We start from the raw sequence: 13,645 nt of genomic DNA, 5'->3' as shown, positions 1-13,645 counted from the left end.
GTTAATTCCAGCATTTGTGAAGGGCGGCTCGACGGGTGAGCCGGTCAAAATCGAATCCCCGGGGGGACGGCCCCGACCTTTGCATCCAATCTCGCTTTTAGGAGACCCAAATTGAAACAAGCTTTAATCGTGTGGGGCGGTTGGGAGGGCCATGAGCCCAAGCAATGCGCTGACGTGGTTGCAGGTCTGCTCACCACAGAAGGGTTCGACGTCCGGGTGGCCGATTCAACGGCCGCCTTTGGCGAGTCCGCTCTGGGGCGCTTCGACCTGATCGTGCCGATGATCACTCAGTCAACCATTGCGCGCGACGCCTGCCAGAACCTGATCGCCACCATTGAGCGTGGGACCGGGTTGGCCGGCTTTCATGGCGGTATGGGCGACAGTTTCCGCACCGAGCCTGCCTACCAGTTTGTGGTCGGGGGCCAATGGGTGGCCCATCCGGGCAACATCATCGATTACAGGGTGAACATCATCCGCCACGATGACCCGATTACGCGCGGGATCGAGGATTTCGACTACCACTCCGAGCAGTATTACATGCACGTCGACCCCAGCAACGAGGTGCTGGCGACCACGACGTTTGGGGGTGAGTATTGTCCCTGGATAAAAGGGGCGGTCATGCCCGTCGTCTGGAAGCGCCGTTACGGAGCGGGCAAGGTGTTCTACTGCTCACTCGGTCACGTCGCGGCGGAATTTGGGGTTACGCCGATGCGAACTTTGATCCTGCGCGGGATGCTCTGGGCGGCTCGGAATGGTACGGCGGTTGATGGGGGAACTCGAGACGTTTCGCAAGGATAGGGGACGGGCTATCGACAGCCGCTGAGGCCGGGTGCCGCCCTGGCACGGTCAGATTTGACTCGCTGCCGCGCAAACCTCGGTAACGCTCGAGGTACCGAGCGCCGTCGTGCCGGTGGAAAATGATCACCTTTTTAACCCGTTGCACCCGGACTTCCGGCGATTAACCATCGGCGACCCGCAGCCGTTCGAGTTCGATCCGCGCTTGGCGAAGTGATAGGTGGCAAAAGTCTGCGCCGCCACGCTGGAATTGCGCGGCATCACGGGATATTATGTAGCATGTAGCATCGTTCACCAATGAAGACGCCTTTAATTCTACTCTTTATTAGCTTTGCATTAGCCTGCACGCTGAGGGCGGACGTTGTCGCCGATTTAGTAGTAAAAGGATTACCTGTAAAAGTTGTTTCCTCCGGTAAAAATTACAAAGTATTCGAACAGTACCCATGGGAAGGTCACACCTCCAGATACGGTCCCAAAGGCAACCGGCTCGATCCCAACTATGGCGTCGGAATAGGTAAAAATATCCGCCGCGCTTTACACTTACGGCAAGGTGATTGGATTCACATCCCGGAAATCGGCTGGAGGCAGATCAATGAGTTTTCCAGCAAAAGTAATGGCGTCGAGTTTTTTGCGAGTCATCGGGATCAATACAAAAGTCAGCATCCCAGGGTGACGATTGATATGGTCGTCTTCGCTATGCCGTTACCGAAACTGATATGATCTTGTCCGTAAGTGATGACGGAGCCATGTACGGGCGCCACGAGTGGGTCATTTTTCAACGTTGCTGCCGTTAATTCCATTCAGATAGTTATCCCGGTAGAATGCCGGCTGGAGGGGGGTGTCGCCACCGGAGGATGCTCCGTAGCCGGGTGAATCGGCCTTAGGCCTACCGGGCCGGCAGACGGGTTGATGGCCTGAAGGGCCAAAGGAACTTAGCCCAGGGTTTTACCCTGGGTAACCGTCAAATCACGATCGAGCCCTCCTAAGGCGTCACGGCCGTACGCCCATCCTGACAAACGCCCGCCCCGCCGGGTTGGATTTGCTGAAGGGGCGGCAGAACCCGCCGGCAACGCGTTCTGCCGCCCCTCCAGGCCAATTAATGCCGACACCTTTGACAACTGATCCAATCGGTTTTGCTCGCAACGTTACGCCGGGGCGGCTTCCGGGAAGTGATCGGTCCATCAGTCCTCGCGGGTCGAAAAACTAGTTCATCCCGCCGGCCGCTCACGGCCCGAACGCAGCGCTTCCCGGTGCGCTTTGGCCATCTCTCCCAGGCTCTGAAACCGGAAGTCGTAGTTGGGAATTTTCTCCGGTGGATGCGTCGCGCCAAAGCCTGCCTGGGCGTGGCGCCGATAAATCCAGGCGGAGGCAAGCCCTGCTTTGTTCGCCGGGAGATGATCATGGAAGAGGCTCTCGGCGGTGTGCAGGATCTCGTGCTTTTCGTACCCGGCAAGCCTAAGGTTCTCGATCAGGTATTCAAAATTGTGCGGGTCCGGCTTATAGGAGCCGATGTCCTGAGCCGTAAAGACATAGTCGAACTCTACCTGCAGTCGCGCGTTGCTGCCTATGAAGCTTTCACGATCCACGTTGGAAAGGATGACCAGCTTATAATGTTGCTTCAGGTAGTGAAGTGCGGCCGGCGAATCGGCGAACTCGGGCCAACGGGGAACCGAGCGTCCGAACGCCTCGCTTTCTTCGGCGTCTGGCTCTATGCCCCAGTCAAGGGCAAGGCGAGAGTGCACCGCGCCCAGGAGCTTTGAATAGATCATGGCGGGCGTCGCCGCCTGCTGTGCGGCCTCGTGACGGGCAAACGCCTCGAGCACTTCATCGCGGCTCAACGCCTGTCCGGATCGGGCAACAAGGGGCTGCAGCGCCTCGGTGATTCCGGTCTCCCAGTCTATCAAGGTGCCATAACAGTCGAAACTCAGCACTTTGAAATCCGTAAGTCGCATACTCTTTGCCCTCCTTCGGTCCCGAGGTGCCCGGGTGCGGATGAGCCATCCATGCGGCGATGGCTGGCGCTGATCGGTTAATCGGCATTTTTCTTCATGAACGCAGCCGCGCCTAACGCCGCCAGCCCGATCAACGCCAGCGTCGCCAACCCGTCACGGTGGAGGTCCGTCCAGAGTTGCGGGCTGAAATTGCGCGCCCGTGCACTAAAACGCCCGTGGGCGCCATAGTCGCCGGGTACCGGTTCGCAAAGGTTGTACGGCCGGTTCGGATCCTCCGGCTCATCGGTTTGCTGGCCCTCGTAGCCGGTGCGGGCCAGGTAATGGTCCAGCAGGCCGGGAAAGAATTTGTTGGCGATAATGGCCTTGACCGTCGGCATGCCGACGTAGATTTCTCGCCGGTTATGGTGCGAAGCGTACACGACCGCTTCGGCCGCCACCTCGGGCTGGAAAATCGGCGGCACCGGCTGGGCCCGCTTCGGCAGGCGGCTTTTGACCCACTCAAACTGGGGGGTGTTCATCGCCGGCATTTGCACCATCGTGACGCGGACCCGGCTTTTGTCGTGGATCAATTCGCAGCGCAATGAATCCATGAAGCCCTGGATGGCATGTTTGCTCGCGCAATAGGCTGCCTGCAACGGTATGCCGCGGTAGGCCAGGGCGCTCCCGACCTGAATGATGCAGCCCTGGTCCCGCGGCAGCATCCGTTTCAGTGCGGCAAGCGTGCCGTTCACGAAACCGAGATAGGTAACCTCGGTCACGCGTTTGAACTCGGCGGCGGTCATCTCTTTGACCGGCGAAAAGACGCCCGTCATGGCATCATTGACCCACACGTCGATGGGGCCCAGTTCGGCTTCCACCTGCTCAGCCGCCGCTCCAATCGCCTCCGCATCGGCAACATCTGCGGGCAGCACCAGTGCCCGGCCGCCCAGCTTTTCCACGTCGCGTTTCGCAGCTTCCAGGCGGTCTCTTCCACGCGCGATCAGGCCGATCCGGGCGCCTTCGCTGCGGGCGAAGGCTTGCGCGATTGCGCGGCCCAGGCCGGCCGACGCGCCCGTGACCACAATTACCCTTGGAGCCTTGTGAGTCTTGTCAGTGTGCATGCGTCTTCTCCTTGCCAGAATCTTTGATCCCGCCGCGCGCCTTGGCCTCGGCCACCTCACGGGCTGCGCGGACGTATTCGACGTGCGCGAATAAAAGCGGCGTGTTGCCCAGGAACGTCTGCCGGCGCGCGTCAGCTGCTTCGGCAAACAGACCCAACTCGCCCGCGATGGCTTCGCACCGGATCAGGATCGCCTCCGCCTCGTCTGCGCGGCCGGCTTTGGCCAAGGCGTGGGCGAACCAGAACGTCGCCGGCAGGAAGGCGCCCTCGAACTTGCCTACCGGCAACTGGGCGCCGCCGAGCGTCGCATTCGGCTCAAAGCGGTACACCAACCCGTCGATGACCAGTTCCCGTTCAATGGCTGCCAGGGTGCCGGTCACGCGCGGATGGCCGGCCGGCAGAAACTCCATCAGGGGAATGAGCAGCGCGGCCGCATCCAATGCGTCGGAGCCATAACGCTGGACGAAGGAGTTGCGGTCTTCGTTCCACCCCTTGTCCATAACCTCGGCATGGATCGTGTCGGCAACCGCACGCCAGCGGGCCAGTTCTCCCTGCTCGCCGCGACCGGTGCGCCGGGCGATTTCTTCGGCCCGTTTGAGCACCACCCAGCTCATCACCTTACCTGCGACGTAGTGGGCTTCCACGCCAAGTTCCCAAATGCCGTTCTCGGGCAGATCCCAATGGGTGCAGGTGTAGTCGGCCGCGCGCCGCAGCAGTTTCCAGTGTTTGTCCTTCCACGGTCCGTCATTCTCGAGGTAGATGCTGGCGCAGTCGGCAAAGAAGGCGAGCGAACCAAGCTGGCGCTGCTTGACGGCGCGATTGCCGTAGCGCACCGGCCGGCTGTCCGCGTAGCCTTGCACGGCCGATAGTTCCAGTTCGACGAGCCGGGTGTTCCCATCGAGCCGGTAACAAACCTGCAACGGCGCGTCGGTACCCGAATCCAGATCACAGAGCCAATCGAGGTAACACTGCACTTCGCCGACTTTTCCCAGGTGGGCCAGCAGGGCCAGGGAGAGGGAGGCATCGCGCACCCAGGCAAAGCGGTAGTCGTAATTGCGATCGCCGCCGATGCGTTCGGGCAGGGAAGTGGTGAGGGCGGCTGCGGCCGAGTCGTGCTCCGCGCAGGTGAGCAGGTGGACCGTGATGGCCGAGCGGCGTAGCGCGGCGGCACGAGCCTCGGCCGCATCAACCTTCAGGCCCGCGCTCCAGTCACGCCAGTAGCGGACCGCGGCTTCAAACACTTCCGTGGCGCGCTCTTTCGACCAGTCGCCGGGCTGCGAATTCCACCCGATCACGGCCCAGAGTTCATCGCCCGTGCCCATGGCGAGGTCGGCAACCGCAGCAGCCCTTTCGACCCGGATCGGAAACGATGCCCAAACGGCCAGTTGGCCGGCGGGGAAGCTGAACGTGGCGCCCCCGGGAACCAGCCGAACGTCTTGGGCCCGGCCCTGAAATTCCCACCGCGGTTGCACTTCGAAACGTACCGCCGTCGCTTCCCGCGCCTGCAACCGTCGCAGGATGACGCGCTGGTCGTGTGCGGAGTGGGGACGCTCACCCGTCGGCCAAGCCATCAGGTCCGTCAACTCCAGGGTACGGTCTTCCCGCGTGATCCCGCGCCAAGCCGTCACCAGGGCGGCGGTTTCCGGCAGATAACGCTGCCGGCCCAGGACCGCCCTGGCCGGACCGAATCGGCAAAACCCGCCGTCCTCCTGGTCAAGCACCATCCCGAAGAGCGGAGGACCATCAAAGTTCGGCACGCAAAACCAGTTGATCGTGCCGTCCGCGGCCACCAACGCCCCCGTGCGCCGGTCACCAATCACGCCATGGCGGTGAATGGGCGGGAAGGAAATCGGTAGATGATCTGCGGGATTCATTCGCCACCGGCTACGCCTTGGCCTGTAGCGCCCTGCGTCGAAAGATCCACCCCGTCCCCGGTCGCGGAATGCCTTTACGAAAGGTGCCCGGTGGAGAGAGTTCGACCCGCGGCGTCGGTTCAGTCAGGTCCCGATGATCGGACCGGAAAACGTTTTCGCCCTGGGTGATCAGGTAATCGGCGGTCCGCGCGGCGAGCGCCTGAATCGTCAGCCCCGGGTTGGCTGACCCCTGAGTCGGCATGACGCTCCCGTCGCAGATGAATAAGTTGGCGATGTCGTGAGTCCGGCCGAACTTGTCGACGACCGAAGTGGCCGGATCCGACCCCATCCGCGCCGCCCCGACCAGGTGCGCGTAACGCTGCTCCTGCACCACCTGCTCGGCCCCGGCGGCGCTCATCACTTCCATGACCTTTTCCCGGCCGAACTTGATCATCTTTTTGTCGTTGTCATAGAGGTTGAAGTGCGCATACGCGACCGGGATACCGAACTGGTCGCGTTCCTTGGCCAGGGTAACGCGGTTGCTGTGCCAGGGCAGGATTTCGCCCAGCAGCGCCAGTGCGCACCAGTGGTTGTAGTCCATCATCACGCGGCGCAACCCCCAGCCCCACGCCCCCATGGCGGCCATTATCTGTTTGCCGAATGCGATCGGGAGGGGACCCACCGTTTGGATCGCAAATCCCCGCGCAAAATCCCGTTTGGGATCGGTCTCATAAAACTCTTCGGTCAACGCGTGCGCGGGGGGCGCCTTGTACATCCGTACCAGGCCGGGGAAGCGCCCCAGGATGACGTTGCCGGCCTGGGCCATCAGGTAACGCCCGACCGTATCGCTCGAGTTGGCCAAACCCATCGGGTACTCGGGGCAGGCGGAATTCAGCAGCAGCCGCGGTGTCTCGATGGCGTAGCCGCACACAATCACGGCCCGGGCCTTTTGGAATTGCTCCCGGCCGTCCCGGTCAAAATAGAAGACCCCGTCGACGCGGTTGTTCGGGCCGAGGGCAATCCGGCTGGCCATCGAGTAGTCGCGGATTTCGGCCCCACTTCGCAATGCATCGGGAACATGGGTGATCAGGGTGCTGGCTTTCGCGCCGACCTTACACCCTTGGATGCAGAACCCGCGGTAAATGCAGTGGGGCCGGTCATCGTGCGATCCGGCGTTGATGGCCACCGGCCCGCCGGCGCACACCCGGATGCCCAGCCTGGTGCAACCTCGCACCAGTACGTTGCCGACTTCGCCCAGCGGGTGCGGTCCATAAGCGTAACCGTGCGGGTCGCCCCAGGGAAACCAAGCCGGCCCGGAAACCGGCATCTCCAGTTCCAGCAGTTCGTAATAGGGTTTCAGATCCTCATAGCGCATCGGCCAATCGACCGCGACCCCGTCCAGGCTGTGGACCCGGAAATCAGAGGGGTGCAGCCGCGGGGTGAAGGCCGCCCAGTGCACCGAACCGCCGCCGACGCCTTTGCCGCTGTTGTTGGCCCCAAGGGCAAGCGGGTCGGTTCCGCCCGTGATCCGCAAATCCTGCCAGTAAAGCCTCTGCGCGCCAATTTCGTCGCTGTACCAGTCCTTTTCCGTGTCCCAGAATGGCCCGGCTTCCAGGCCGATGACCCGGAAGCCGGCCCGGGCCAACCGCTGCAGCAACACACCCCCTGCCGAGCCGACGCCGACGATGAGGTAATCGACTTCCTCGCCGGGCGCGAAACGCCGGATCGCGGGACTGATCTTCTGCATTGGACCGAGGTGATGGCGTCCCTGGTCCGCAGGCTGAAAGGCCCCGCCCAGCGGGGAGCCGATCAGGTTGCCTGATGGTTTACTCAATCGTGAATCCCCCCATGCGTCAGGTGCGGGTAATGGTCATGGTGACTGCTCTCATCCAGGTCGGAAAGGGTGTCCGGCGGCGCTTCCCAGGAGTAGCGCTGCTCGTCGACCTCCCAAGGCTCAGGCTGGCCTCGCTCCAGCCGCATGTAAGCCCGCGGGTAGGCCGGTCCGCCGAAACCGATCTCACTCCAGCTCCAGGGGTGCTGGTAGTAAGCGGTGATGCAATCGCCCACCAGCAGCGTCCAGACTTTGGGCAGCGACAAACGTTTCCAGATTTCACCCGCACCGTCCGGCGGCCTGCTCTTGTTGAGAGCCTGCAAAATCTCTTCCTGCTCCCGCCAGGTAAGCTCTAAAAAGGGCCGGCCGTAGTTTGCCGGCGCCATTAAGTCAAGCGCCTGCAAAAACAACCGGTACGCTTCGTCATCGGGAGGCATGTCTTCGTAGCGGTAACCCGGCCCCTTCTTGGCGAACAGGCGCTCGTCGATGCTAGGCACGATCTCGATGCGGTGGCCCGGTTCGCGATCGTCCTGCGGCAGGAGGTGATCGCACACCACTTGCATCAACTTCGCTTCCTCGGGGGTGAAGAACCGCAACGGCGGCGCCGGATTCAAACGCTTCAAAACGAGTTCCCGGGTTGCCGCATCCCAGAAACGCTGCTGGGAAATCACGTCGTAGTCCGGGTAGTAGCCCGGTTGCACTCGCGGTTGCAACGGTTTGCGCGTCTCGGCGTCCAACGGCAGCCGGTCAGTGGTAGGATCTGCTCCGTATTTCACTCGTGTTCTCTCCGCATCAAGCTGGCCAGTAAACCGATGAACCCGGAGGCTGAGTAAAGCAGGGGTGCAAACACCGGTGGTCCGTACATCAGATTATAGAGTTTTAATTTTACGCCGCCCGCCCGCTCAACCACGCCCTTGAGATGGTAAAAAAATCCTATCGTGCCGTTCAGGATCGCCAGCAGTGAGGTGAATGGAAGCACGGTTCGCGCCGCCCACCGGAACGGGATGGCGGCGGCTGCAGAACCCATCAACAGGGGCGCAAGCAGGATCGGCGTCCATTGGACCTTGTACCGGAACCGGTTTTTGTAGTGTGAGTAAAGGGCTTCAAACGCACTGAAAAAGGTGCTCAGGATGGTCGCCACAGCCAGATGCTTTTGGAACCGGCCGGCGCGTACTTCAGGCACGACGCCGAAAGCACGGGACAACGGTGGAATCCTGACCCCGGCCAGGGGTGAACCCGGCGACTCCTCCGGGCGCAAGAACGACGCGATCAGACCCAGGTAAGCGCTGACCGCGAAAAGCAGCGGCGCGGTTACCGGGGGGCCCATAATAATATTGGTAACCGGTAAACGCCACCCGGCGGGTTTGCGCTGCACGCCGCGGATATGAAAACCGAACCCGATCAAGCCGTCGATGATGGTCAGCAGCGACACGGCTCGCAGGCCGGCCCTCGCAGCCCTCGGCCGGATCGCCGTAGCCACGCCCGCGCCCGCCAGCGCGCCGCTCAGCAGCACGGGGGTATACATGACACGGTGGCTGTAACTCCCTTTGTAATGTTCCCAAGCCACCTCGACCCCGGCCAGAATGCTGGAGAGCCCCGCAACCAGCGATAACGCTCGCTGGAAACGCCCTTCACGCACAAGCCGGTCGACCGCGGTTGTCTCGCGCAACGCGCTCTTAACGGTCCGTTCGAAGGTACCCGAAACGCCATTCTTACCGCTCGCATGGAGCGGCGGGATCAAGTTGGTTGCTCTCGCAAGGCCGGCGGCTCCGGCGATCCCGGCCCCCCGGCGGGTAGAACGAAAAAGTCGAGAAAGCGTCCCTGCCATCTATCTCCTTCAAAATGTAAAACCACCACGTTTACCTCAACGCGCCGCTCCGTTCAGCCAGTCCGGCTCCAGAAAGGGGGCCCGTTGCTCAAAAACTCTTTTCATGCAATTCAATCGCCTTCAACTGCGGGTGAAGGCCCAGGCCCGGCTCATCCCAGGCCGGCACCAAACTTCCGCCCACGGGTTCGGGCGCATTCGCGAACAGCATCCGTTCAATGCGGACGTGGTCATGAAAATACTCCACGTGGCGAAACGTCGGAGCGGCGCAACCGACCGCAACGTGCAACGCGGGCGCACAATGCGACGACAACGGTTTGTGGAATGCTTCAGCCAGGCCCGCGATCGCCATAAATCCGCTCACGCCCCCGCAGCGGGTGATATCGGCCTGCAGCACGTCGACGGCATCCACCTCCAGAAAACGACGGAAATAATCCAGGTCGTACCCGTACTCACCGGCGGCGACCTGAACCGGGGCGGGAAGGTGGTCCCGCACAAACCGCATGCCGGCCAGGTCGTCCGACGAGACCGGTTCCTCAAACCAGACTATCCTGGCGTCGTCATTGAATTTCTCCCCGAGCGTCACCGCCTGCCGTACGTCGTAGGCGCCATTGGCGTCCACGAACAGGCCGGTCCCGGCGCCGATCGCGCTCCGCGCGGCACGGACGCGTTCCGGGTCCCGATCCGGCTCGCGACCAACCTTCATCTTCACCCATTGGATGCCGGCCGCCGCCCAACCCCCGAGTTGCTCCTGCAATTCCCCCGTCGAATAGGAGGTAAATCCGCCGCTGCCGTAGATCGGCACCTGATCACGGGCGGCACCCAGCAGAGCGGCGAGTGAAATTCCCAGCAATTTTCCTTTCAGATCCCAAAGGGCCAGGTCGACAGCGGAAATGGCCGTCGCGGCCACGCCGTCGCGCCCGATGTTGCGGATTGATTGCCCGAGTTTTGCGTGCAATTCCGGGATGGCCATCGGGTCCTGACCCTGCAAAAGCGAGACGAACTTTTCCTGGATAAGCCGGGCCGTGGAAAATCCGGCATACGTCAGGCCAAAGCCGGTGGTCTCCCCGGCCTTAACCTGGACCGTAACCACCCCCGTGTGCGTCCACTCCAGCGTCCCGTCCGACTCGGGCCGATCGGTCGGGATCTCAAACCAGCGCAGCGTGACTTCAGAAATGGTCACCTTGCTCATACAAAGTTTTTACGTTTGAGGTGCGAGCGACGCGAAAAGCTTGCCGCGTCGTCCGGCCCCGGGAAACGCAAAACCCTTTTCTCGCCTCACTCCTTTCGCCTCACTCCTTGTGAGGCAGAACGCCCGCCATCACGTCCTTGACCGTGTCCCGGATGATGTCCCCGGCATTGGAATCTTTCGGGACGGAAATCGCGAAGTTTTTGGCCTGCTTGAACGTGATGTGCGGAGGCAAGGGCGGCACCTCCGGGTCCGTGATCATCTCCAGCACCACCGGGCGCGACGCCCCAAAGGCCTTGTCCCAGGCCGGACCGATGTCGTCGGGTTTGTCCACCTTGACACCGATCAGACCGATGTCCTCGGCATACTTTGCAAACGGGAAGGCAGGAACCTGCTGCGAGGCGTTAAACTTCGGATCGCCCGACATTACCCGTTGTTCCCAGGTCACCTGGTTCAAATCCCGGTTGGCCAGTACCAGCACAATCAGGCGAGGATCCTTCCATTGCGGCCAGTACTCGGCGATGTCGACCAGTTCGTTGATCCCGTTCATCAGCATCGCACCATCCCCGACGCAGGCAATCACCACCCGCTCCGGGTAAGCGAATTTGGCCCCAATCGCATACGGCACCCCGGGTCCCATGGTGGCCAGCGTGCCCGAGAGCGAGGCCATCATGCCCCGGCGGAACTTCAAATCCCGAGCGAACCAGTTGGCCGTCGAGCCGGAGTCGGCCGTGAGGATGCAATTGTCCGGCAGCCGGGACGATAACTCCCAGAAAACCCGTTGCGGATTGATGGGATTTGCCCCCTGCATGGCCCGCGCCTCCATCAGCTTCCACCAGTCTTTGATCTCCTCTTCGAGCTTTTCGCGCCAGCTGCGGTCCGTTTTGCGTTGCAGCAAGGGAACTAAAGCCCGCAACGTCTCGGCGCTGTCGCCCACCAGGTTGACCTCCATCGGGTAACGCAGGCTGAGCATTTTCGCGTCGATGTCGATCTGCACGCCGCGCGCGCGGCCCGGCTTGGGCAGAAACTCCGAATACGGGAAGCTCGACCCGACCATCAGCAGCGTGTCGCAGTCCTGCATCATGTCCCAGCTCGGTTTGGTGCCCAGCAGGCCGATGGCACCGCAGCAGAACGGCAAGGCATCGGGAATGGCCGTGCGACCCAGCAGGGCTTTGGAAACGCCCGCGCCCAGCAATTCCGCGACCTGGATGATCTCATCCGTGGCGCGCAGCGCGCCCGCACCGACCAGCATGGCCACCTGCTGGCCCGCGTTGAGCACCTCTGCCGCATGCCGCAGCTCCGAATCGTTGGGCACGATGCGCGGCGACGTGAACCCCACGCCGGTGTGAACCGAGCCGTGCACCTGCGGCGGCTCGGGCACCGCGTCTGCTTCTTGCACGTCCGTGGGAATGATGATGCAGGTGACGGTCCGCTCAGCGGCGGCGATGCGGATGGCCCGGTCGATCAGCTGGCGTATCTGCACCGGCGAAGACGCCATGTGAACGTATTCGTGGGCCACGTCCTTGAACAAGGAGATGAGGTCGACTTCCTGCTGGTAATGGCCGCCCAGGGCCATGCGAGATTGCTGGCCCACGATCGCGACCACCGGCGCGTGGTCAAGCTTGGCGTCGTACAACCCGTTCAGCAGGTGCACGGCGCCCGGGCCCGAGGTGGCCAGGCAGACGCCAACCTCACCGGTAAACTTGGCGTGAGCGCAGGCCATGAAGGCGGCCATCTCTTCGTGCCTGACCTGAACGTAGTGAATGGCGTCGCCGGCCCGTTGAATGGCCCCGACGATGCCGTTGATGCCGTCGCCGGGGTAGCCGAAAATACGGCGGATGCCCCACTGGGTAATCCGCTTGATCAAGAAATCACTGGCGGTATCGCTCATGGACTTATTGGCGTTCGGAACGAGACAACTTAAATTCGCAGGTCGAAGCTCTGGTGGATGCGGTAAAAGTTCGCGGTCTGAGGCGCCGGTGCATGTAGAAAGTTAGGAGTGTTCCAGCCGTCCGCAAGGTGCCGGTCCGATAGTTAGTTTTGTATTGTGCAAGCGACGGATCTGCGCTTGCCAAACCCGCCCGGATACTTTATTTTGTATCGCAATACGACAATCATTTCTACCTCGAGCCCGAGATTGCGCGGCTATACGGCAGGATGGTCCCCCGGCAAAACGGTCGGCTGCTAATCAGGCTGAGCGTTCCCCGGGCCGCGGTCCTCTGTCGGCGTGTCTTCCTGATGCCGGAAAAAAGGTAATTCTGCCATCGCCGATTGTTCCATCACCATCCCGGTACCGATAGTACGGTCGCCAGGTAGAAGTTAGTCATGGCCGCGCGTGTTTTGACCGTATCTAACTTTGGTCGTCACCGTTTCTCCACGCGCCGGCGCTCCGGCATAAGGTCCCGACCTTTGCGCGGCCTGAGCGCCGGCGGTTGAAGCCGTGCATTCTGCATCGTCCCGGGTGTTCCGCGAGCGGCGCCGAATCCGAGTTGTGGAGCCGGCGGACTTAACGCGACCTGAAAAACTCATAAATATGATCCGTAAAACCGGCTCCCGGATGCGACCGCCTTTAACCGCGCGTGCGTCCGGTCTGGACCGGGTAACATTCCCGTTCAAACGCACCTCTATGAAACCGTTAATCGCATTGGTATGCCTGCTGGCGGCCGGTTACACCGCGCAGGCTCAGAATCTCGACCCTAACGCCACCCTGACTCAGGCAATGATCCAATTCACTACGCCCCGGGACGTCGAAAACTCCGATGTAGCGGCTGAGGTAAGCCTCACCCTTGGCCCGCCGGCGGGTCTGGTGGCCAGTTCGAGGCTTACCGTGCACCCGGGGCCGTCGGATTATCTCAAGCTTGCGTTGCCGCCGGGCAAGGTCACCCGGAAAGACCTTGCTCAGGCGGTGCTGTTGATCCGTTTTGCGCCTCACCCTGGCCGGGAACGCTGGATCTTCGATTACAAAGTGCGGCTGGGCTTCAGTGATGGGCAATGGGCCTATGACGATCGCATCCAAAAGGTGTTTCTGGACCGGGAACACCCGGTCGAGACGGATCGGCTCGGTGCCGGGCTGCAGGCCTCCCGCGGCGGGACGCGTTAAC

The 13,645-nt window shown here is 61.9% G+C and carries 11 protein-coding genes; 3 read left to right on the top strand and 8 right to left on the bottom strand.

What is annotated here, in order from left to right:
• Nucleotides 1-111: 111 nt before the first annotated feature.
• Both JO015_04105 and JO015_04100 read left to right on the top strand, forming a co-directional pair.
• Entirely contained in the window at nt 112-798 is a 687-nt protein-coding gene (locus JO015_04105; GenBank protein ID MBV9998279.1) for a ThuA domain-containing protein, read from the top strand.
• A gap of 294 nt (nt 799-1,092) precedes the next feature.
• On the top strand, nt 1,093-1,515 hold the full coding sequence (locus JO015_04100) for a hypothetical protein (protein MBV9998278.1): 423 nt from the start codon (nt 1,093-1,095) through the stop codon (nt 1,513-1,515).
• A 488-nt stretch (nt 1,516-2,003) separates the two neighbouring features.
• Here JO015_04100 and JO015_04095 read toward each other — a convergent pair whose 3' ends face one another.
• The 8 genes from JO015_04095 to JO015_04060 all read right to left on the bottom strand — a co-directional run bounded on the left by JO015_04095 (nt 2,004) and on the right by JO015_04060 (nt 12,435).
• The gene (locus tag JO015_04095) at nt 2,004-2,747 is read right to left on the bottom strand and encodes a haloacid dehalogenase type II (protein MBV9998277.1); all 744 of its coding nucleotides are present in this window, start codon (nt 2,745-2,747) and stop codon (nt 2,004-2,006) included.
• Between the two features lie 77 nt (nt 2,748-2,824).
• Entirely contained in the window at nt 2,825-3,847 is a 1,023-nt protein-coding gene (locus tag JO015_04090) for an SDR family oxidoreductase (protein MBV9998276.1), read from the bottom strand.
• The gene (locus JO015_04085) at nt 3,837-5,720 is read right to left on the bottom strand and encodes a glycoside hydrolase family 15 protein (GenBank protein MBV9998275.1); all 1,884 of its coding nucleotides are present in this window, start codon (nt 5,718-5,720) and stop codon (nt 3,837-3,839) included. The genes JO015_04090 and JO015_04085 overlap by 11 nt, the downstream gene beginning before the upstream one ends.
• 10 nt (nt 5,721-5,730) lie before the next feature.
• The gene (locus JO015_04080; GenBank protein ID MBV9998274.1) at nt 5,731-7,446 is read right to left on the bottom strand and encodes a GMC family oxidoreductase; all 1,716 of its coding nucleotides are present in this window, start codon (nt 7,444-7,446) and stop codon (nt 5,731-5,733) included.
• Between the two features lie 83 nt (nt 7,447-7,529).
• Nucleotides 7,530-8,273, bottom strand: coding sequence for a gluconate 2-dehydrogenase subunit 3 family protein (locus tag JO015_04075; protein MBV9998273.1), 744 nt, complete (start codon nt 8,271-8,273; stop codon nt 7,530-7,532).
• A 29-nt stretch (nt 8,274-8,302) separates the two neighbouring features.
• The gene (locus JO015_04070) at nt 8,303-9,199 is read right to left on the bottom strand and encodes a hypothetical protein (GenBank protein ID MBV9998272.1); all 897 of its coding nucleotides are present in this window, start codon (nt 9,197-9,199) and stop codon (nt 8,303-8,305) included.
• 247 nt (nt 9,200-9,446) lie between these two features.
• Nucleotides 9,447-10,547, bottom strand: a complete 1,101-nt coding sequence (locus tag JO015_04065) for a mandelate racemase (protein ID MBV9998271.1) — start codon at nt 10,545-10,547, stop codon at nt 9,447-9,449.
• A gap of 100 nt (nt 10,548-10,647) precedes the next feature.
• Nucleotides 10,648-12,435 (bottom strand): thiamine pyrophosphate-requiring protein, encoded by a 1,788-nt coding sequence (locus JO015_04060; GenBank protein ID MBV9998270.1) that lies wholly within the window; start codon nt 12,433-12,435, stop codon nt 10,648-10,650.
• Between the two features lie 735 nt (nt 12,436-13,170).
• On the opposite strand from JO015_04060, the gene JO015_04055 reads away from it, so the two are divergent.
• Entirely contained in the window at nt 13,171-13,644 is a 474-nt protein-coding gene (locus tag JO015_04055) for a hypothetical protein (GenBank protein ID MBV9998269.1), read from the top strand.
• The last annotated feature ends 1 nt before the right edge of the window (nt 13,645 follow it).

It is taken from the genome of Verrucomicrobiota bacterium (assembly GCA_019247695.1).
GTDB lineage: Bacteria > Verrucomicrobiota > Verrucomicrobiia > Chthoniobacterales > JAFAMB01 > JAFBAP01.
The sequence above is the reverse complement of the archived record's forward strand: the minus strand, read 5'-3'. Positions and strand labels throughout refer to the sequence as shown.